This window comes from Microbacterium sp. PF5, assembly GCF_004794315.1.
Lineage (GTDB): Bacteria > Actinomycetota > Actinomycetes > Actinomycetales > Microbacteriaceae > Microbacterium > Microbacterium sufflavum.
This window is the reverse complement of sequence record NZ_SSDQ01000041.1, coordinates 14,471-32,338: the sequence shown is the minus strand read 5'-3', so window position 1 is coordinate 32,338 and position 17,868 is coordinate 14,471. Positions and strand designations below refer to the sequence as shown.

Here is a 17,868-nt window from a genome sequence, read left to right as displayed (position 1 = left end):
CTGCCGAATCAGAAGAGGGGCCGGAGAATCTCCGACCCCTCTTCTGCGGTGGTTACTTGACGGATCCGCCCGCAGCCACGATCTTCTGCTCGGCGGAACCCGAGACCTTGTCGACCGCGACGGTGAGCTTCACGGCGATGTCGCCGTTGCCGAGAACCTTGACCTTCTCGTTCTTGCGGACCGCACCCTTGGCCACCAGGTCGCTGACGGTCACGTCGCCGCCCTGGGGGTAGAGCTCCGCGAGCTTCTCCAGGTTCACGACCTGGTACTCGACGCGGAACGGGTTCTTGAACCCGCGCAGCTTCGGGGTGCGCATGTGCAGCGGCATCTGCCCACCCTCGAAGCCGACGCGCACGGTGTTGCGGGCCTTCGTGCCCTTCGTGCCGCGACCGGCGGTCTTGCCCTTCGAGCCCTCACCGCGACCCACACGGGTCTTGGCGGTGTTGGCGCCGGGGACAGGACGCAGGTGGTGCACCTTGAGCACGCCGGGGCGGGACGCAGGAGCGTCCTTCTTCGGCGCGGCCTTCTTCGCAGCCGGCTTCGCGGCGGCGTCGGCCTTCGCGTCGGAGGCGGCCGTCTTGGCCGGCGCCTTCTTCGCAGCGGGCTTCTTCTCAGCAGCAGCCTTGGGAGCGGCAGCCTTCTTCGGGGCCTTCTCGGCCTCGACGGCGGCGTCGTTCTTCTCAGCCATTAGTCGATCTCCTCAACCTTGACGAGGTGGGCGACGGTCTTGACGTAGCCGCGCGTCTGCGCGTCGTCGGGGCGGACGGTGCTGTCACCGATCCGCTTGAGACCGAGGCTGCGCAGCGTGTCGCGCTGGTTCTGCTTCTCGCTCACCTTGGACTTGATCTGCGTGACCTTGAGTCGCGCGGCCATCAGGCACCTACCTTCTGTGCGGCGATGGCCTCGGCCTCGGCGCGGACGAGACGCGCCGGGGCGACCTGGTCGAACTCGAGACCACGACGTGCGGCGACGGCGCGGGGCTCCTCGAGCTCCTTCAGGGCGGTGACCGTCGCGTGCACGATGTTGATCGTGTTCGACGAGCCGAGCGACTTGGACAGCACGTCGTGGATACCAGCGCACTCGAGCACGGCGCGGACCGGACCACCGGCGATCACACCGGTACCGGCAGCGGCCGGACGCAGCAGCACGACACCGGCGGCCGACTCACCCTGCACGGGGTGCGGGATGGTGCTGCCGACGCGGGGCACGCGGAAGAAGTTGCGCTTGGCCTCTTCGACACCCTTCGAGATCGCCAGGGGGACCTCGCGGGCCTTGCCGTAGCCGACGCCCACCAGACCGTTGCCGTCACCGACGACCACGAGAGCGGTGAAGCTGAAGCGACGACCACCCTTCACGACCTTCGAGACGCGGTTGATGGTGACGACGCGCTCCAGGAACTGGTTGTCGCCGCGGTCGCGCGAGTTGCGGTCGCGGCCGCCCTGGTTGCGGTCACGTCCGCCGCGGCGGCCGTCCCGCTGGTCACGAGTCGGCTCAGCCTGCGTGGTGCCGGCGGCCGTCTCGGAAGTGGCAGCTGCCGCTTCGGTCACTTCGTTCTCCTTGTTGTCACTCACAGTGCCAGACCCCCTTCACGGGCGCCGTCGGCGATGGCGGCGACACGACCCGCGTAGCGGTTGCCGCCACGGTCGAACACAGCCTCGGAAACGCCGGCAGCCTTCGCACGCTCGGCGAGCAGCTCGCCGACCTTGCGAGCCTTGGCGGTCTTGTCGCCCTCGAGCGAGCGCAGGTCGGTCTCGAGCGTCGATGCCGACGCGACCGTGTGACCCTTGCTGTCGTCGACGAGCTGCACGAAGACGTGACGCGCCGAACGGTTGACGACGAGACGCGGACGCGCCTCGGTGCCCACGATCTTCTTGCGAAGACGGGCGTGACGACGCGCGCGGGCGTCGGACTTCGACTTCACAGCCATGGTTACTTACCAGCCTTTCCGGCCTTGCGACGCACGACCTCGCCGGCGTAGCGCACACCCTTGCCCTTGTACGGCTCGGGCTTGCGGATCTTGCGGATGTTCGCAGCCGCCTCACCGACGGCCTGCTTGTCGATCCCGCTGACGGTGAGCTTGTTCGTGCCCTCGACCGTGAGCGTGATGCCGGCGGGCGGGTCGATCAGGACCGGGTGCGAGAAGCCGAGGGCGAACTCGACCGAGCTGCCCTTCTGCTGCACGCGGTAACCGGTGCCGACGACCTCGAGACCCTTGGAGTAGCCCTGGGTCACGCCGATGATGTTGTTGTTGATGAGCGTGCGGGTCAGGCCGTGAAGCGACCGGGACTCGCGCTCGTCGTCGGGGCGGGTGACGAGAACCTGGTTCTCCTCGACCGACACCTCGATGGGGCTGGCCACCGTGAGGGTGAGCTCACCCTTGGGGCCCTTCACCGCGACCTCACGGCCGTCGACCGAAACGGTCACGCCCGCGGGAACGTCGATGGGAAGTCGTCCAATACGCGACATTTCGGATTACCACACGTAGGCGAGAACTTCTCCGCCCACGCCCTTCTGCTCAGCCTGGCGGTCCGTGAGGAGACCGGAGGAGGTGGACAGGATGGCCACGCCGAGGCCGCCGAGGACCGTGGGGATCTCGGTGGACTTCGCGTACACGCGAAGGCCGGGCTTCGACACGCGCTTGATGCCCGCGATGGAGCGCTCGCGGTTCGGGCCGTACTTCAGCGTCAGCGTGAGGTTCTTGCCCACGCGCGCGTCGGACGTCTCCCAACCGGCGATGTAGCCCTCCTGCTGGAGGATCTCCGCGATGTGCGTCTTGAGCTTGCTCGACGGCAGGGTCACGGAGTCGTGGTGCGCCGAGTTCGCGTTGCGCAGACGGGTCAGCATGTCTGCGACCGGGTCTGTCATTGTCATGGTTGTCTACTTTCGTTCATGAGGTTCCGGCTGCCGTTACACGACAGACGGCCTGCGATGAGCACGCAATCTTCAATTGTACGTGCACATCGACGGGCTCAGTGACACGAGACCACTGAGCCCGTCGACGGTGTTACGCCTGAGCGTCGTCCGCGCGGAACGGGAAGCCGAGGTGACGCAGAAGCGCGCGGCCCTCGTCGTCCGTCTTCGCCGAGGTCACGACGGTGATGTCGAAGCCCCGGACGCGGTCGATCTTGTCCTGATCGATCTCGTGGAACACGCTCTGCTCCTGGAGACCGAACGTGTAGTTGCCGTTGCCGTCGAACTGCTTGGCCGACAGACCGCGGAAGTCGCGGATGCGGGGCAGAGCGAGCGACACCAGACGGTCCACGAACTCCCACGCGCGGTCACCGCGGAGGGTGACGTGCGCGCCGATGGCCTGTCCCTCACGCAGCTTGAACTGCGCGATCGACTTGCGAGCCTTCGTGACGATCGGCTTCTGACCGGTGATGCGGGTGAGGTCCTCGACCGCACCATCGATCACCTTGCTGTCGCGAGCCGCCTCGCCGACACCGGTGTTCACGACCACCTTGACCAGGCCGGGGATCTGCATGACGTTCGAGTAGCCGAACTCGTCCTGCAGAGCCTTCTTGATCTCGGCGTTGTACTTCGCCTTCAGGCGGGGCTGGATCTTGCCAGCCACCGCAGCGTCGGTCGTTGCCATCAGAGGTCCTTACCGCTCTTCTTCGCGTACCGCACGCGGACGGTGCGCTTGACGCCGTCCTTGGTCTGCTCCTCGACCCGGTGGCCGACCTTGGTCGGCTTCTTGGTCGAGGGGTCGACGAGTGCGACGTTCGAGATGTGGATGGGCGCCTCGACGGTCTCGAGGCCACCCGTCTTGGTGCCACGCTGCGTCTGACCGACGCGGGTGTGCTTGGTGACGTAGTTGACGCCCTCGACGACGACACGGTTCTGCTCGACGAGGATGTCGAGCACCTTGCCCTGCTTGCCGCGGTCGCCACCACGCTCGGGCTTGGCGCCCGAGATGACCTGAACCAGGTCGCCCTTCTTGATCTTCGCCATGATCAGATGACCTCCGGTGCCAGCGAGACGATCTTCATGAACTTCTTGTCGCGAAGCTCACGGCCGACCGGGCCGAAGATACGGGTGCCGCGGGGCTCCCCGTCGTTCTTCAGGATGACGGCGGCGTTCTCGTCGAACTTGATGTAGGAGCCGTCCGGACGACGGACCTCCTTCTTGGTGCGGACGATGACCGCCTTGACGACGTCGCCCTTCTTGACGTTGCCACCGGGGATCGCGTCCTTGACGGTCGCGACGATGGTGTCGCCCAGGCCCGCGTAGCGGCGGCGCGAACCACCGAGAACGCGGATCGTGAGCAGCTCCTTGGCGCCGGTGTTGTCGGCGACCTTGAGTCGGGACTCCTGCTGAATCACTTGGCCTTCTCCAGAATCTCCACCAGGCGCCAGCGCTTCGTGGCGCTCAGCGGGCGGGTCTCGTTGATCAGGACCAGGTCGCCGATGCCGGCGGTGTTCGCCTCATCGTGCGCCTTGACCTTCGACGTGCGGCGGATGACCTTGCCGTAAAGCGGGTGCTTCACGCGGTCCTCCACCTCGACGACGATGGTCTTGTCCATCTTGTCGCTGACGACGTAGCCGCGACGGGCCTTGCGGTACCCGCGGGCGTCCGCGTCGCGCACGTCGTGAGCGGCGTGCTCAACCTCGACGGCAGCTTCCTTCTTGGTGGCCATCACTCAGCCTCTTCCTTCACGGCGTCGTCGGCGGCGTCCGCCTTCTTCGCCTTCGACTTGGTCGCCTTCTTCGCGGGAGCCTCGACCGGAGCGGGCGTCGCACGGATGCCCAGCTCACGCTCGCGGATCACGGTGTACAGGCGCGCGATGTCGCGCTTGACGGCGCGGATGCGGCCGTGGCTCTCCAGCTGGCCGGTGGCCGACTGGAAACGGAGGTTGAACAGCTCCTCCTTGGCCTTGCGCAGCTCCTCAACGAGGCGCTGGTCTTCGAACGTGTCGAGCTCTGCCGGAGCGAGCTCCTTGGTGCCGATCGCCATTACGCGTCGCCCTCCTCGCGCTTGATGATGCGTGCCTTGAGCGGCAGCTTGTGGATTGCACGGGTCAGTGCCTCGCGAGCGAGCTGCTCGTCGACACCCGCGACCTCGAAGAGGACACGGCCCGGCTTGACGTTGGCGACCCACCACTCGGGGGAACCCTTACCGGAACCCATGCGGGTCTCGGCCGGCTTCTTCGTGAGCGGACGGTCCGGGTAGATGTTGATCCACACCTTGCCGCCACGCTTGATGTGACGGGTCATCGCGATACGAGCGGACTCGATCTGACGGTTCGTCACGTACGCGGGCGTGAGGGCCTGGATGCCGAACTCGCCGAAGGAGACCTTCGTGCCGCCGGTGGCCTGACCCGAGCGACCCGGGTGGTGCTGCTTGCGGTACTTGACCTTACGGGGGATGAGCATTATGCCGAAGCTCCTTCTGCAACAGGTGCCTCGTTGCGCGGGGCACGGCGGCGGTCACCACGGTCGTCGCGGCGCGACTTCGGCGCGTTGGCCTGCTCGCGTGCGAGCTCCTTGGCGGTGAGGTCGCCCTTGTAGATCCACACCTTCACGCCGATGCGGCCGAAGGTGGTCTTGGCCTCGTAGAAGCCGTAGTCGATGTTCGCGCGCAGCGTGTGCAGCGGCACACGACCCTCGCGGTAGAACTCCGAGCGGCTCATCTCAGCGCCGCCGAGACGGCCCGAGACCTGGATGCGGATGCCCTTGGCGCCGGCGCGCTGAGCGCCCTGCAGACCCTTGCGCATCGCGCGACGGAACGCCACACGAGCAGAGAGCTGCTCGGCGATGCCCTGCGCGACCAGCTGAGCGTCGGCCTCGGGGTTCTTGACCTCGAGGATGTTCAGCTGGATCTGCTTGCCCGTGAGCTTCTCGAGGTCGCCGCGGATGCGCTCGGCCTCTGCACCACGACGACCGATCACGATGCCCGGACGGGCGGTGTGGATGTCGACGCGGACGCGGTCACGGGTGCGCTCGATCTCGATGTTCGAGACGCCGGCACGGTCGAGCTGCGTCTGCAGCAGGCGACGGATCTTGATGTCCTCGGCCACGTAGTCGGCGTAACGCTGACCCGGCTTCGTCGAGTCGGAGAACCAGCGCGACACGTGGTCCGTGGTGATGCCGAGGCGGAAGCCGTACGGGTTGACCTTCTGTCCCATTACTTGCTCGCCTTCTTGTTGCTGTCGCCGGCCGCGGCAGGAGCCGCCTCCGGCGTCGAGAGCACGACCGTGATGTGGCTCGTGCGCTTCTTGATCTGGAAAGCGCGACCCTGTGCACGGGGCTGGAAACGCTTGAGCGTCGTGCCCTCGTCCACGTACGCGTTCTTCACGTACAGGTCCTGCTCGTCGAGGTACTCGCCGTCACGATCCGCCTTGACCTGCGCGTTGGCGATGGCCGACGCGACAAGCTTGTAGATCGGCTCACTGGCGCTCTGCTGCGCGAACTTCAGGATCGCGAGAGCTTCCTGGGCCTGCTTGCCCTTGATGAGCGCGACGACACGACGAGCCTTCTGAGGGGTCACGCGGATGTGTCGCACGCGTGCGATGGACTCCACCATTTCTCTCTCCTCTATCGTCCCCGCGTCAGCGGCGACGGCCCTTCTTGTCGTCCTTCTCGTGGCCGCGGAAGGTGCGGGTGGGCGCGAACTCGCCCAGCTTGTGACCGACCATGGTCTCGGACACGAACACGGGGATGTGCTTGCGTCCGTCGTGGACCGCGATCGTGTGACCCAGCATGGCCGGGATGATCATGGACCGACGGGACCAGGTCTTGATGACGTTCTTGGTGCCGGCTTCGTTCTGCACGACCACCTTGCGAAGCAGGTGCTCGTCGACGAAGGGGCCCTTCTTAAGACTGCGAGGCATCTTCTCTTACTCCTACTTGCGCTTCTTGCCGGCGTTGCGACGACGCACGATGTACTTGTCGCTTTCCTTGTTGGCGTGACGGGTGCGACCCTCGGCCTGACCCCACGGGGAGACCGGGTGACGACCACCGGACGTCTTGCCCTCACCACCACCGTGCGGGTGGTCGACCGGGTTCATCGCGACACCACGGACGGTCGGGCGGACGCCCTTCCAGCGCATACGGCCGGCCTTGCCCCAGTTGATGTTCGACTGCTCGGCGTTGCCGACCTCGCCGATGGTCGCGCGGCAGCGCGCATCGACGTTGCGGATCTCGCCGGAGGGCAGACGCAGCTGGGCGTAGGGGCCGTCCTTCGCCACGAGGCGGACGGATGCACCGGCCGAGCGCGCCATCTTCGCGCCGCCGCCGGGGCGGAGCTCGATGGCGTGGATGACGGTACCCGTGGGGATGTTCTTCAGCGGGAGGTTGTTTCCCGGCTTGATGTCCGCCGCGGGGCCCGACTCGACGATGTCGCCCTGGTTCAGCTTCGCCGGCGCGAGGATGTAGCGCTTCTCGCCGTCGAAGTAGTGCAGGAGCGCGATGCGCGCGGTGCGGTTGGGGTCGTACTCGATGTGAGCGACACGGGCGTTCACGCCGTCCTTGTCATTGCGACGGAAGTCGATGACGCGGTACTGGCGCTTGTGGCCACCACCGATGTGACGGGTCGTGATGCGGCCCTGGTTGTTGCGACCACCGGTCTTCGAGAGCGGGCGCAGCAGCGACTTCTCCGGCGTCGATCGGGTGATCTCGGCGAAGTCAGCCACCGACGAGCCGCGACGGCCCGGGGTCGTGGGCTTGTACTTGCGAATAGCCATGATTGTCCTTATCCCCCGGATCAGCCGATTGCCGTGAAGATGTCGATGGTGCCCGACTTCAGGCTCACGATGGCGCGCTTGGTGTCCTTGCGCTTGCCCGTGCCGAAGCGGGTGCGACGGGCCTTGCCGACGCGGTTGATCGTGTTGACCGACGCGACCTTGACACCGAAGATCTTCTCGATGGCGAGCTTGATCTCGGTCTTCGAAGCGCGCGGGTCGACGAGGAAGGTGTACTTACCCTCGTCGATGAGCCCGTAGCTCTTCTCGGACACGACCGGCTTCAGGATGATGTCGCGCGGGTCCTTGTTCAGGGCCGTCTGGAGAACAGATGCCTGCTCGCTCATGCGGAGACCTCCTGGTTGGCGCCGGACTTGGAGGCGATGAAGCCCTCGAGCGCGGCCTGGGTGAAGACGATGTCGTCGGAGACGAGAACGTCGTAGGCGTTGAGCTGGTCGAACGACAGCAGGTGCACGTTGCCGAGGTTGCGCAGGCTCTTGAGCGCGAGCTCGTCGCCGCGCTCGATGACCACGAGCACGTTCTTCGACGTGGCGACCTGGGCGAGGAAGCCCGCGGCGGCCTTGGTCGACGGAGCACCGTCGGTGCCGAACGTGTCGATCGCGTGCAGGCGGTCGCCGCGGAAGCGGTCGCTGAGCGCGCCGAGGAGGGCGGCCGCGATCATCTTCTTGGGCGTGCGCTGCGAGTAGTCACGCGGCTTCGGGCCGTGGACGATGCCACCGCCGGTCATGTGCGGCGCGCGGATCGAGCCCTGACGGGCGTTACCCGTGCCCTTCTGCTTGAAGGGCTTGCGGCCGGCACCCGAGACCTCGCCACGACGCTTGGTCGAGTGCGTGCCCTGGCGAGCCGCCGCGAGCTGCGCGACGACGACCTGGTGGATGAGCGGGATGTTCGTCTTGACGTCGAACAGAGCGGCGGGAAGCTCGACCGAGCCAGCCTTCTTGCCGTCTGCCTTGAGGACGTCGAGCGCGAGAGTGGAGTCAGCCATGATCAGGCACCCTTCACTGCGTTGCGGACGTAGACGATGCGGCCACGAGCACCGGGGACGGCGCCCTTGACGAGCATCAGACCCTTCTCGATGTCGATGGCGTGCACCGTGAGGTTGAGGACGGTCACGCGCTCGCCACCCATACGGCCGGCCATGCGCATGCCCTTGAAGACACGGCTCGGGGTCGACGAGGCGCCGATCGAACCGGGCTTGCGGTGGTTGCGGTGCGCACCGTGCGAGGCGGAGACGCCCTTGAAGTTGTGGCGCTTCATGACACCGGCGGTGCCCTTGCCCTTGCTCGTGCCGACGACGTCGACGAGCTGGCCGGCCTCGAACGTGCCGTCCACCGTGAGCTCCTGGCCCAGCGAGTAGTCGGCGGCGTCGGCCGTGCGGATCTCGGTCACGTGGCGACGCGGCGTGACGCCGGCTGCCTCGAAGTGAGCCGAGAGGGGCTTGTTCACCTTGCGGGGGTCGATCTGGCCGTACGCGATCTGCACGGCGTTGTAGCCGTCCTTCTCGGGCGTACGGATCTGCGTGACCACGTTCGGCGCGAGCTCGATGACGGTGACGGGAACGAGCTTGCCGTTCTCGTTCCACACCTGGGTCATGCCGAGCTTCGTGCCCAGCATGCCCTTGGAAACCTTGGAGTTGATGTCAGCCATGTCGAACCTCAGAGCTTGATCTCGATGTTGACGTCGGCCGGCAGGTCGAGGCGCATCAGCGAGTCGACGGCCTTGGGCGTCGGGTCGACGATGTCGATCAGACGCTTGTGGGTGCGCATCTCGAAGTGCTCGCGGCTGTCCTTGTACTTGTGGGGCGACCGGATGACGCACACGACGTTCTTCTCGGTCGGAAGGGGCACGGGTCCGACGACGGTCGCGCCCGCACGGGTCACGGTGTCGACGATCTTGCGTGCGGACGTGTCGATGACCTCGTGGTCATACGACTTCAGGCGAATGCGGATCTTCTGTCCCGCCATTGTCTGCTCTCTCTCTATAAGCGTCGTACCGTCCTGGACCGGGTGGCCCTGGGGCATTGGACGCACGTCGGCGCGGATTGCGCCTCGGCACGAGAACGGCTCTGCGAACCGATCTGCTGCACCACTGTTCTGCTGTCAGCCGGACGCCCGGAGGCGAACGGATGCCCGACCCTCGCCGCGCACGGCGATGCCCTCGAGATGAAGGTGTCGGGATTGTGTTCTGCTACCCGCGGCCTAGAACCCTGTGCTTCCGAAGAGGCACCGTCTATGCACTGCCCTGGCAGTGATCCGGCGCACGCACAGCGGCGACGGAATATCGAACCTGTCTATTCTGCCACGGGCGATTTCACTTCTGCAAACCCGGGCGTGTCGCGCCTCGTGTCCGCCCTCTTCGGCGGGGGTCTGCAGCTCGTCTCAGGCCCGAGTGGAGCGCGGGGCGAGGCATCCCCATGCCTCGCCCCGCTTGGGGAGGGCGTTCAGTGCGAGGGGGCACACCGAACGCGAGGTGCCCAGCGTGAAGGGACGCCGGACGCCTCGACCGAGGGCACGGCGGAAGACCCGCCGCGCAGGCGGGGAGACGCTCTGGCGCAAAGAGTGCGCGCGTCGCACGATGATCCCCAAGATCGTTTTCCCCAGTGTGAACGCGGTAGAACCGCGTGCTTCAGGAAACCGAACCCCTTCGGTTTCCCCGACCGCAAGATCCCCAGGCGGTCTGCATCATCCTACTCGATCTCTCCGTCAGTTCGCCAGTTCGCGCTCGCGCGTGCCGAGATTCCAGAGCGCCCGGGTACGAGAAGAGCGGCGCCCCTCGGAGGAAGCGCCGCTCGTGAACGATCTCGGGCTACTCGTTGCCGACCGCCTTGTCCGCGCTGTCACGGATCTCGTCGATCTTGTCGGCCGCACCGGGAGCGATCTTCTTAGCGAAGTCGGCGACACCGTCGAGCACCTTGTCGCTGATGTCCTCGGCCTGCTCGCTCTTGACGGCCTCGGCGATCTTGTCCTTGTTCTGCTCGTACAGGTCCTTGCCCTTGTTCACGGCGTCGTCGATACCCATGTGGCTCCCCTTCGGAGGTGTGTGTGTCCGGCCGATGAGACCGGACACACTCATTGTGCATGCCTTCCCCCGCCCGCGGAAGCACGATTAGAGCGTGGAAAACGACAAAGGGGCCGGACCCGAAGGTCCGACCCCTTTGCGAGGAAGCAGATGCTTACTTGATGATCTTCGTCACCGTACCGGCGCCGACCGTACGACCACCCTCACGGATGGCGAAGCCGAGGCCCTCCTCCATGGCGATCGGCTGGATCAGCTCGACCGTCATGTCGGTGGTGTCGCCGGGCATGACCATCTCGGTGCCCTCGGGCAGCGAGATGACGCCGGTGACGTCCGTGGTGCGGAAGTAGAACTGCGGGCGGTAGTTCGTGTAGAAGGGGTTGTGGCGGCCACCCTCGTCCTTGGACAGGATGTACGCGGTGCCCTCGAAGTCGGTGTGCGGCGTAACCGAACCCGGCTTCACGATGACCTGGCCACGCTCCACGTCCTCGCGCTTGGTGCCGCGGAGGAGCAGACCACAGTTCTCGCCGGCCCAGGCCTCGTCGAGCTGCTTGTGGAACATCTCGATACCGGTGACGGTCGTCTTCTGCGTCGGACGCAGACCCACGATCTCGACCTCGGAGTTGATGGCCAGCGTGCCACGCTCGGCGCGACCCGTGACGACGGTGCCACGACCGGTGATCGTGAAGACGTCCTCGACGGGCATGAGGAAGGGCTTGTCACGGTCACGCTCCGGGTCCGGAACGCTGTCGTCGACAGCCTGCATCAGGTCCAGGATCGCCTGGGTCCACTTCTCGTCGCCCTCGAGAGCCTTGAGAGCGGAGACGCGGACGACAGGAGCGTCCTCGTCGAAGCCCTGGCCGGCGAGCAGCTCGCGGACCTCGAGCTCGACGAGCTCCAGGATCTCCTCGTCGTCGACCGCGTCCGACTTGTTCAGCGCGACCAGCAGGTAGGGAACGCCGACCTGCTTGGCGAGCAGCACGTGCTCGCGCGTCTGGGCCATCGGGCCGTCGGTGGCGGCGACCACGAGGATCGCGCCGTCCATCTGAGCCGCACCCGTGATCATGTTCTTGACGTAGTCGGCGTGGCCGGGAGCGTCGACGTGCGCGTAGTGGCGCTTCGGGGTCTCGTACTCGATGTGCGAGATGTTGATCGTGATACCACGCTGGCGCTCTTCCGGCGCCGAGTCGATGGAAGCGAAGTCACGCTGCACGTTCGTGTCGGACGGGTACTTGTCAGCAAGCACCTTCGAGATCGCTGCGGAGAGCGTGGTCTTGCCGTGGTCGACGTGACCGATCGTTCCGATGTTGACGTGCGGCTTGGTCCGCTCGAACTTGGCCTTAGCCACTGGGTCCTCCTCAGGACGTCGTTGTAGAGGTGCCGGGCACTGGTTTGCGACCGGTTCTCTACGGGTTAGGTTCTCAGTTTAGTAGAGAGGGAATGTGAAGTTGTAGGTGACCTGGGAACAGGACGGCGGGCCCTGTTCCCAGGAAGTGTTACTCGCCCTTGGCCTTCTGGACGATCTCGTCGGCCACCGCGCGCGGGACCTCGGCGTAGCTGTCGAACTCCATGGAGTAGACGGCGCGACCGGAGGTCTTGGAACGCAGGTCGCCGATGTAGCCGAACATCTCGGACAGCGGCACCGCAGCGCGCACGACCTTGACGCCGGCGGCGTCCTCCATCGACTGGATCTGGCCACGACGCGAGTTCAGGTCACCGATGACGTCGCCCATGTACTCCTCGGGAGTACGGACCTCGACGGCCATCAGCGGCTCGAGCAGCACGGGGTTGGCACGACGCGCGGCCTCCTTGAAGCCCATGGAGCCCGCGATCTTGAACGCCATCTCCGAGGAGTCGACGTCGTGTGCCGCACCGTCGACGATGGTCGCCTTGACGCCCACCATCGGGTAGCCCGCCAGGACACCGACGTTCATCGCGTCCTGGAAACCGGCGTCGATCGAGCCGATGTACTCGCGCGGGATGCGGCCACCCGTGACCGCGTTCACGAACTCGTACGTCTTCTCGCCGTCGAGCTCGAGCGGCTCGATGTTGAACTGGATCTTGGCGAACTGACCCGAACCACCGGTCTGCTTCTTGTGCGTGTAGTCGTGCTTCTCGACGGCCTTGCGGATCGTCTCGCGGTACGCCACCTGCGGCTTGCCGACGTTCGCCTCGACGCGGAACTCGCGCTTCATGCGGTCGACGAGGATGTCGAGGTGCAGCTCGCCCATGCCCTTGATGGTCGTCTGACCGGTCTCGGGGTTGAGCTCCGTGCGGAAGGTCGGGTCCTCCTCAGCGAGCTTCTGGATGGCGAGACCCAGCTTCTCCTGGTCGGCCTTGGTCTTCGGCTCGATGGCGACCTCGATCACCGGCTCGGGGAACGTCATCGACTCGAGCACGACCGGCTGCTGCGGGTCGGCCAGGGTGTCACCGGTGGTGGTGTCCTTCAGTCCGATCACGGCGTAGATGTTGCCGGCGGTCAGCTTGTCGACCGGGTTCTCCTTGTTGGCGTGCATCTGGAAGATCTTCCCGATGCGCTCCTTCTTGCCCTTGGTCGAGTTGATGACCTGAGCGCCCGACTCGAGCTCACCCGAGTAGACGCGCACGTACGTCAGGCGACCGAAGAACGGGTGCACGGCGACCTTGAAGGCCAGGGCCGCGAACGGGTCCTTCGCGTCGGGGTGACGCTCGATGATCTTCTCCTCGTCCTTCGGGTCGTGCGCCTCGATGGCGGGCACGTCCAGCGGGGACGGGAGGTAGTCGACGACGGCGTCCAGCATCGGCTGCACGCCGCGGTTCTTGAACGCCGAGCCGCAGAGCACCGGGTAGATCTCGCTGGCGATGACCATCTTGCGGATGGCGCCCTTGATCTCTGCGACCGTCAGCTCCTCGCCGCCGAAGAACTTCTCGAGAAGCTCCTCGTCGGTCTCCGCGACCGTCTCCAGCAGCTGCTGGCGGTACTCCTCAGCCTTGTCCTTGAGGTCGGCCGGGATCTCCTGCACCTCGTACGAGGCGCCCATGGTCACGTCACCCTTGGCGTCGCCGGGCCACACCAGTGCGCGCATCTCCACGAGGTCGATGACGCCGACGAAGTCGTTCTCGGCACCGATCGGGAGCTGCAGCACGAGCGGCTTGGCACCGAGGCGGTTGATGATCGTGTCGACCGTGAAGTAGAAGTCCGCGCCGAGCTTGTCCATCTTGTTGACGAAGCAGATGCGGGGGACGTTGTACTTGTCGGCCTGACGCCACACGGTCTCGGACTGGGGCTCCACGCCCTCCTTGCCGTCGAACACGGCGACCGCACCGTCGAGGACGCGGAGCGAGCGCTCCACCTCGACCGTGAAGTCCACGTGACCGGGGGTGTCGATGATGTTGATCTGGTTCTTGTTCCAGAAGCAGGTCACGGCGGCAGACGTGATCGTGATGCCGCGCTCCTTCTCCTGCTCCATCCAGTCGGTGGTCGAGGCGCCGTCGTGCGTCTCGCCGAGCTTGTGGTTGACGCCCGTGTAGAACAGGATGCGCTCGGTCGTCGTGGTCTTGCCGGCATCGATGTGCGCCATGATGCCGATGTTGCGGACCTTGCTCAGGTCCGTGAGCACGTCTTGTGCCACAGGAGTGTCCTTATCTTTTGGAGCAGTCGTACTGCGAAGAGGGGGTGCCCGTCCCTCGGCGGGTGGCCGAGGGACGGGCCGAGCTGATTACCAGCGGTAGTGAGCGAACGCGCGGTTCGACTCGGCCATCTTGTGGGTGTCCTCGCGGCGCTTGACCGCGGCACCGAGGCCGTTCGACGCGTCCAGGATCTCGTTCTGGAGACGCTCGGTCATCGTCTTCTCACGACGACCCTTCGCGTAGCTCACGAGCCAGCGCAGCGCGAGGGTGTTCGCGCGGTGCGGCTTGACCTCGACCGGAACCTGGTAGGTCGAGCCACCGACGCGGCGGCTGCGGACCTCGAGCGTGGGGCGCACGTTGTCGAGCGCCTTCTTGAGCGTGGCGACGGCGTCCTGACCGTTCTTCGCCTCGACGCCGCGGAGGGCGCCGTAGACGATCGACTCGGCCAGCGACTTCTTGCCGTCGACGAGGATCTTGTTCACCAGCGAGGTGACGATCGGTGCGCCGTAGACCGGGTCGTTGACGACGGGGCGCTTCGGGGCGGGACCCTTACGAGGCATCTAACTCAACCCTTCTTCGCGCCGTAGCGGGAACGAGCCTGCTTACGGTTCTTGACGGCCTGGGTGTCCAGGGCGCCACGGACGATCTTGTAACGCACACCGGGGAGGTCCTTCACGCGACCGCCGCGGACGAGCACCAGCGAGTGCTCCTGCAGGTTGTGGCCCTCACCGGGGATGTACGCGGTGACCTCGGTCCCGTTGCGGAGCTTCACACGGGCGACCTTGCGCATCGCCGAGTTCGGCTTCTTCGGGGTGGTGGTGTAGACGCGGGTGCAGACCCCGGCCTGCTGCGGGTTCGACTTGAGCGCCGGCGCCTTGGTCTTCGAGACCTTGGGCGAGCGACCCTTGCGAACCAACTGCTGAATGGTTGGCACGTTCTCTCCTCATAGTGCTGCACGGTGACAGCGTGATGGGTTTCACATCATGACCCACCGGCACGCCGGAACCGGCGAGCTTTTGGTGTGGTGGGTATGCCGTGGGGGCGGACCGGCATGGGGCCGACGCCCAGCGCGCACGTCAGGACGTGCACACACCTGATCAAGTGTAATGCCGCGTAACCAACGCGGTCAAATGAGGGCGACCGGCGCCGCCTCAGCTCACGTCGGGGCCGAACGGGGAGTCGAGCGACTCCGTGAGTTCGGCGAGCATGGCTTCGATCTGCGGTTCGACGTGCTGGGACACCGCCGCCTGAATGGAGACGCGGTGGCGCAGCAGCAGGCCGCAGATCTCGCGGCCGATGAGGTTCGCGTACTCGTCGGCGAGGGCCACTTCCTGCCGTAGCGCGATCTTCGCCTCCTCCGACAGGGGCGGCAGCGGCGGGAGCTCCGCCGCGGAGTCGTCGGCGAGACCGGCGATCGTGAACAGGAACGGTGCGCCGGGAACCGGCTCCGGGTCGAGCGGCAGGCCCTCGAACTCGGGAGCCAGGTCCTCGGTCGGGCGGTAGCTGCGTGCTCTGTTCCTGGCCGCTTGGCTGTCGAGCTCGCGCTGGAGCATCGGAAGGTTGCGGGCCGTGTAGTCCGCGACCGCGTGGTCGACGATCGTCTTGATGCGCGTCGACAGCCCGTGCTGCACGCCGTGGGGTGTGTCGCCCGCGATCCCGGCCGCGGCGAGGATGGGCGAACCGAGACAGCGACGGCACGGCGCGACCCGGCCGCGGTGGGTGGCCGGCTCCCAGCGCGGCACCCAGCGCAACCACGCCTCGACGGCTTGGTCCACCTGCGTCTCCAGTGAGCGCTCCACGACACCAGCGTACGGCGCGTCACCGCTCCCCGCGCGGATTTGCGGGGGGTCACTCCCCCTCGTCGTGCTCCCAGGGCCATCGCGGACGTTCGCTGCGGGTCCGACGGAGGGCGATACCACTCCAGCCCGCGATCGCCGCCGCCACCAGGACCACCGCGCTAGCGCCGCCCCGGACGAGGTCTCCCGCGACGGCCGTCGCGATGATGAGGCTCTCTGCGGCAGCCAGCACCGCAATCCACAGCGTCGCGAGATGGACCAGCGCGGTGAGGAGTGCGATCACCAGCGCGGAGCCGAACGACGGACGCCGGCGCCGCAGCGTCGCGCCGAGCGACAGAGCGAACGCGACCACCGCCAGGATCATGCCCACCGCACCCGGCACCTGGCCGAGGCCCTCCACCGCGATGATGTCCCGATCCGTCGCCACGCTCAGCGCGCCCAGCCCGAACACCGACAGCGCGAAGAACCCGATGGAGGCGAGCACCACCGCGAGGACAGGCGAAACCCCCGCGGACTCGGGCCCGCGGGGGTTCGGCGTGGTGGCGTGCGTGACTACCTCGCCAGCGTCGGGCCGGCTTCGAGGGTGCGCTCGTACTCGCGCTGCGCCTCGGCGTTCAGCTCCGTCTTGCGGGCGCCGCTGCGGGCCACCCAGGCACCGAACCAGATGGTCAGCTCCCTGGCGAACACGAATGCAGCGATGGCGAGCGGGGCGAGCAGCTGCTCCCCCGCGAGCTCCAGGCCCTGCGAAGCGGTGAGCTTCCAGAACGGCGCCTCGAACAGCTGTCCCAGGATGTGTCCCGCGTACGCGATGAGCCCGACGATGATGCCGAACACCACCCAGAGGCCCCAGCGGCCGCGGTTGATGATCGCACCGAGGAGCCAGAAGCCGAGGAAGAACACGACGACGGGCGTCCAGTAGCCCCACGTGAGCAGCGGCGCGAGGAAGGCCTCGCCGATGTTCTCGCCCGTGACGTCTCCGGCGATGGCGCGCAGGCCGACCGCGGTGCCGAGGTAGAGGATGGCGAAGGCGACCGTCGCCAGGAGGCCGATCGCCCCGGCCGTTCCGCGGTTTCCGCGGTCGCGCGGCGGCTCCGGAGCCTGAACGAAGATCGGCTGAGGCTGAGCTGCGGCGGCGCCGGCTGTCCCGACGTACGGCTCCGACGGGACGATGCGTGTGTCGGCGTCGTCGGAGTGCGGGGCGTATGCCGTGTCCGCCATGGACGACTCCTCGTGACGTGGCGACCAGGAGGCCGCCCCGGGAGTCGGGAAGGCCGCGGTCGCATCGGCGTCGCGACGATCGTCCGCGACGCGGTCATCCGGACGGTCGCCCGCGAGCCGGTCGGCGGGAAGACGCTCGGCACCGCGGTCGTCGGCGAGCCGGTCGGAATCCGCTCGCTGCTCGGCGGCGGCCGCACGGTCGGCGACGGGTACCGCGCCCGCGGCGGGAGCGGTCGAGCTGAAGGTGCCGGGGTGGTCGCGCTCGGCGGCCTCGAACGCGGCGAGATCGGGGTCGACCGGCGGGTCCTGGCGCTCCGGGTTCGCGTCGGCGGGCGTGCGCTCCGCCTCGGCCTCCGCGTCGGAGCCGGGAACGTCCGCTCGGGCTGCGGCGGCAGCATCGAGACCGGCGTTCGCGCTGCCGACGACGTCGTCGACGTCGCGCGGCTTCTCGGGCTGACGAGCCTCGGGATCACTCATGGGGGTGCGCCTCTCATCGATGTGTGCTCTGCGAGGGTACCGCCGCCCGTC

28 protein-coding genes are annotated in these 17,868 nt (G+C 66.8%); all 28 read right to left on the bottom strand.

Features of this window, described 5'->3' with window-relative positions; all coding sequences use genetic code 11:
* Window positions 1-52: 52 nt before the first annotated feature.
* The 28 genes from rplO to DW297_RS01980 all read right to left on the bottom strand — a co-directional run bounded on the left by rplO (window position 53) and on the right by DW297_RS01980 (window position 17,817).
* The gene (gene rplO, locus DW297_RS02115; RefSeq protein WP_136028896.1) at window positions 53-688 is read right to left on the bottom strand and encodes a 50S ribosomal protein L15; all 636 of its coding nucleotides are present in this window, start codon (window positions 686-688) and stop codon (window positions 53-55) included.
* Complete coding sequence (rpmD, locus tag DW297_RS02110; RefSeq protein WP_067121122.1) at window positions 688-873, bottom strand: 50S ribosomal protein L30; 186 nt, start codon at window positions 871-873, stop codon at window positions 688-690. The genes rplO and rpmD overlap by 1 nt, the downstream gene beginning before the upstream one ends.
* Complete coding sequence (gene rpsE, locus DW297_RS02105) at window positions 873-1,547, bottom strand: 30S ribosomal protein S5 (protein WP_200838869.1); 675 nt, start codon at window positions 1,545-1,547, stop codon at window positions 873-875. Before rpsE ends, rpmD begins: the two co-directional genes overlap by 1 nt.
* Window positions 1,548-1,567: 20 nt before the next feature.
* Window positions 1,568-1,927 (bottom strand): 50S ribosomal protein L18, encoded by a 360-nt coding sequence (rplR, locus tag DW297_RS02100; protein WP_136028894.1) that lies wholly within the window; start codon window positions 1,925-1,927, stop codon window positions 1,568-1,570.
* A gap of 2 nt (window positions 1,928-1,929) precedes the next feature.
* Window positions 1,930-2,466, bottom strand: a complete 537-nt coding sequence (rplF, locus tag DW297_RS02095; protein WP_136028892.1) for a 50S ribosomal protein L6 — start codon at window positions 2,464-2,466, stop codon at window positions 1,930-1,932.
* Between the two features lie 6 nt (window positions 2,467-2,472).
* Window positions 2,473-2,871 (bottom strand): 30S ribosomal protein S8, encoded by a 399-nt coding sequence (gene rpsH / locus DW297_RS02090; RefSeq protein ID WP_136028890.1) that lies wholly within the window; start codon window positions 2,869-2,871, stop codon window positions 2,473-2,475.
* A 133-nt stretch (window positions 2,872-3,004) separates the two neighbouring features.
* Window positions 3,005-3,595, bottom strand: coding sequence for a 50S ribosomal protein L5 (rplE, locus tag DW297_RS02085; RefSeq protein ID WP_136028887.1), 591 nt, complete (start codon window positions 3,593-3,595; stop codon window positions 3,005-3,007).
* Window positions 3,595-3,954, bottom strand: a complete 360-nt coding sequence (gene rplX, locus DW297_RS02080) for a 50S ribosomal protein L24 (protein WP_136028885.1) — start codon at window positions 3,952-3,954, stop codon at window positions 3,595-3,597. The genes rplE and rplX overlap by 1 nt, the downstream gene beginning before the upstream one ends.
* A gap of 2 nt (window positions 3,955-3,956) precedes the next feature.
* Entirely contained in the window at window positions 3,957-4,325 is a 369-nt protein-coding gene (gene rplN, locus DW297_RS02075) for a 50S ribosomal protein L14 (protein ID WP_102191664.1), read from the bottom strand.
* A complete protein-coding gene (gene rpsQ / locus DW297_RS02070) occupies window positions 4,322-4,639 on the bottom strand; it encodes a 30S ribosomal protein S17 (protein ID WP_136028883.1) in 318 nt (105 codons plus the stop codon). Before rpsQ ends, rplN begins: the two co-directional genes overlap by 4 nt.
* Entirely contained in the window at window positions 4,639-4,956 is a 318-nt protein-coding gene (gene rpmC, locus DW297_RS19290; RefSeq protein WP_067121112.1) for a 50S ribosomal protein L29, read from the bottom strand. The genes rpsQ and rpmC overlap by 1 nt, the downstream gene beginning before the upstream one ends.
* Window positions 4,956-5,375 carry a 50S ribosomal protein L16 gene (gene rplP / locus DW297_RS02060; protein ID WP_025102402.1) on the bottom strand — a complete coding sequence of 140 codons (420 nt, stop codon included), beginning with the start codon at window positions 5,373-5,375 and terminating at the stop codon, window positions 4,956-4,958. Before rplP ends, rpmC begins: the two co-directional genes overlap by 1 nt.
* Entirely contained in the window at window positions 5,375-6,127 is a 753-nt protein-coding gene (gene rpsC / locus DW297_RS02055) for a 30S ribosomal protein S3 (RefSeq protein WP_025102403.1), read from the bottom strand. The genes rplP and rpsC overlap by 1 nt, the downstream gene beginning before the upstream one ends.
* Complete coding sequence (gene rplV / locus DW297_RS02050; RefSeq protein WP_136028881.1) at window positions 6,127-6,525, bottom strand: 50S ribosomal protein L22; 399 nt, start codon at window positions 6,523-6,525, stop codon at window positions 6,127-6,129. The genes rpsC and rplV overlap by 1 nt, the downstream gene beginning before the upstream one ends.
* Before the next feature lie 25 nt (window positions 6,526-6,550).
* Window positions 6,551-6,832 carry a 30S ribosomal protein S19 gene (rpsS, locus tag DW297_RS02045; protein WP_017201589.1) on the bottom strand — a complete coding sequence of 94 codons (282 nt, stop codon included), beginning with the start codon at window positions 6,830-6,832 and terminating at the stop codon, window positions 6,551-6,553.
* Window positions 6,833-6,844: 12 nt separating this feature from the next.
* Window positions 6,845-7,684 (bottom strand): 50S ribosomal protein L2, encoded by an 840-nt coding sequence (gene rplB / locus DW297_RS02040; protein WP_136028879.1) that lies wholly within the window; start codon window positions 7,682-7,684, stop codon window positions 6,845-6,847.
* 20 nt (window positions 7,685-7,704) lie between these two features.
* Window positions 7,705-8,028 (bottom strand): 50S ribosomal protein L23, encoded by a 324-nt coding sequence (gene rplW, locus DW297_RS02035; protein WP_025102406.1) that lies wholly within the window; start codon window positions 8,026-8,028, stop codon window positions 7,705-7,707.
* On the bottom strand, window positions 8,025-8,687 hold the full coding sequence (gene rplD, locus DW297_RS02030) for a 50S ribosomal protein L4 (protein ID WP_136028877.1): 663 nt from the start codon (window positions 8,685-8,687) through the stop codon (window positions 8,025-8,027). Before rplD ends, rplW begins: the two co-directional genes overlap by 4 nt.
* 2 nt (window positions 8,688-8,689) lie before the next feature.
* A complete protein-coding gene (gene rplC, locus DW297_RS02025; RefSeq protein WP_136028875.1) occupies window positions 8,690-9,349 on the bottom strand; it encodes a 50S ribosomal protein L3 in 660 nt (219 codons plus the stop codon).
* A gap of 8 nt (window positions 9,350-9,357) precedes the next feature.
* The gene (gene rpsJ, locus DW297_RS02020) at window positions 9,358-9,666 is read right to left on the bottom strand and encodes a 30S ribosomal protein S10 (RefSeq protein WP_017201594.1); all 309 of its coding nucleotides are present in this window, start codon (window positions 9,664-9,666) and stop codon (window positions 9,358-9,360) included.
* 841 nt (window positions 9,667-10,507) lie between these two features.
* Complete coding sequence (locus DW297_RS02015) at window positions 10,508-10,720, bottom strand: hypothetical protein (RefSeq protein WP_105723378.1); 213 nt, start codon at window positions 10,718-10,720, stop codon at window positions 10,508-10,510.
* Window positions 10,721-10,874: 154 nt separating this feature from the next.
* Window positions 10,875-12,065: an elongation factor Tu gene (gene tuf, locus DW297_RS02010; protein WP_136028873.1), complete on the bottom strand. Its 1,191-nt coding sequence runs from the start codon at window positions 12,063-12,065 to the stop codon at window positions 10,875-10,877.
* Between the two features lie 148 nt (window positions 12,066-12,213).
* On the bottom strand, window positions 12,214-14,328 hold the full coding sequence (gene fusA / locus DW297_RS02005; protein WP_136028870.1) for an elongation factor G: 2,115 nt from the start codon (window positions 14,326-14,328) through the stop codon (window positions 12,214-12,216).
* A gap of 87 nt (window positions 14,329-14,415) precedes the next feature.
* Window positions 14,416-14,886: a 30S ribosomal protein S7 gene (gene rpsG / locus DW297_RS02000; protein ID WP_017201608.1), complete on the bottom strand. Its 471-nt coding sequence runs from the start codon at window positions 14,884-14,886 to the stop codon at window positions 14,416-14,418.
* 5 nt (window positions 14,887-14,891) lie between these two features.
* Window positions 14,892-15,260 (bottom strand): 30S ribosomal protein S12, encoded by a 369-nt coding sequence (gene rpsL, locus DW297_RS01995; protein WP_013584051.1) that lies wholly within the window; start codon window positions 15,258-15,260, stop codon window positions 14,892-14,894.
* A gap of 217 nt (window positions 15,261-15,477) precedes the next feature.
* Window positions 15,478-16,125: a spermidine/putrescine ABC transporter substrate-binding protein gene (locus DW297_RS01990; RefSeq protein WP_205812819.1), complete on the bottom strand. Its 648-nt coding sequence runs from the start codon at window positions 16,123-16,125 to the stop codon at window positions 15,478-15,480.
* A gap of 49 nt (window positions 16,126-16,174) precedes the next feature.
* A complete protein-coding gene (locus tag DW297_RS01985) occupies window positions 16,175-16,609 on the bottom strand; it encodes a hypothetical protein (RefSeq protein WP_240744491.1) in 435 nt (144 codons plus the stop codon).
* A 65-nt stretch (window positions 16,610-16,674) separates the two neighbouring features.
* Window positions 16,675-17,817 (bottom strand): ABC transporter, encoded by a 1,143-nt coding sequence (locus DW297_RS01980; RefSeq protein WP_136028868.1) that lies wholly within the window; start codon window positions 17,815-17,817, stop codon window positions 16,675-16,677.
* Window positions 17,818-17,868: the final 51 nt, after the last annotated feature.

What these genes read in the sequence shown, in the direction of transcription:
- rplV (WP_136028881.1), bottom strand. Translation starts at nt 6,525, where the DNA reads ATGGTGGAGTCCATCGCACGCGTGCGACACATCCGCGTGACCCCTCAG.
- rpsJ (WP_017201594.1), bottom strand. Translation starts at nt 9,666, where the DNA reads ATGGCGGGACAGAAGATCCGCATTCGCCTGAAGTCGTATGACCACGAG.
- rplB (WP_136028879.1), bottom strand. Translation starts at nt 7,684, where the DNA reads ATGGCTATTCGCAAGTACAAGCCCACGACCCCGGGCCGTCGCGGCTCG.
- DW297_RS02015 (WP_105723378.1), bottom strand. Translation starts at nt 10,720, where the DNA reads ATGGGTATCGACGACGCCGTGAACAAGGGCAAGGACCTGTACGAGCAG.
- rpsG (WP_017201608.1), bottom strand. Translation starts at nt 14,886, where the DNA reads ATGCCTCGTAAGGGTCCCGCCCCGAAGCGCCCCGTCGTCAACGACCCG.
- rpmC (WP_067121112.1), bottom strand. Translation starts at nt 4,956, where the DNA reads ATGGCGATCGGCACCAAGGAGCTCGCTCCGGCAGAGCTCGACACGTTC.
- rplX (WP_136028885.1), bottom strand. Translation starts at nt 3,954, where the DNA reads ATGGCGAAGATCAAGAAGGGCGACCTGGTTCAGGTCATCTCGGGCGCC.
- rplR (WP_136028894.1), bottom strand. Translation starts at nt 1,927, where the DNA reads ATGGCTGTGAAGTCGAAGTCCGACGCCCGCGCGCGTCGTCACGCCCGT.
- rplP (WP_025102402.1), bottom strand. Translation starts at nt 5,375, where the DNA reads ATGCTCATCCCCCGTAAGGTCAAGTACCGCAAGCAGCACCACCCGGGT.
- rplC (WP_136028875.1), bottom strand. Translation starts at nt 9,349, where the DNA reads ATGGCTGACATCAACTCCAAGGTTTCCAAGGGCATGCTGGGCACGAAG.
- rpsC (WP_025102403.1), bottom strand. Translation starts at nt 6,127, where the DNA reads ATGGGACAGAAGGTCAACCCGTACGGCTTCCGCCTCGGCATCACCACG.
- rplE (WP_136028887.1), bottom strand. Translation starts at nt 3,595, where the DNA reads ATGGCAACGACCGACGCTGCGGTGGCTGGCAAGATCCAGCCCCGCCTG.
- rpsH (WP_136028890.1), bottom strand. Translation starts at nt 2,871, where the DNA reads ATGACAATGACAGACCCGGTCGCAGACATGCTGACCCGTCTGCGCAAC.
- rplD (WP_136028877.1), bottom strand. Translation starts at nt 8,687, where the DNA reads ATGGCTGACTCCACTCTCGCGCTCGACGTCCTCAAGGCAGACGGCAAG.
- rpsS (WP_017201589.1), bottom strand. Translation starts at nt 6,832, where the DNA reads ATGCCTCGCAGTCTTAAGAAGGGCCCCTTCGTCGACGAGCACCTGCTT.
- rpsQ (WP_136028883.1), bottom strand. Translation starts at nt 4,639, where the DNA reads ATGGCCACCAAGAAGGAAGCTGCCGTCGAGGTTGAGCACGCCGCTCAC.
- rpmD (WP_067121122.1), bottom strand. Translation starts at nt 873, where the DNA reads ATGGCCGCGCGACTCAAGGTCACGCAGATCAAGTCCAAGGTGAGCGAG.
- DW297_RS01980 (WP_136028868.1), bottom strand. Translation starts at nt 17,817, where the DNA reads ATGAGTGATCCCGAGGCTCGTCAGCCCGAGAAGCCGCGCGACGTCGAC.
- rplF (WP_136028892.1), bottom strand. Translation starts at nt 2,466, where the DNA reads ATGTCGCGTATTGGACGACTTCCCATCGACGTTCCCGCGGGCGTGACC.
- rplW (WP_025102406.1), bottom strand. Translation starts at nt 8,028, where the DNA reads ATGAGCGAGCAGGCATCTGTTCTCCAGACGGCCCTGAACAAGGACCCG.
- rplO (WP_136028896.1), bottom strand. Translation starts at nt 688, where the DNA reads ATGGCTGAGAAGAACGACGCCGCCGTCGAGGCCGAGAAGGCCCCGAAG.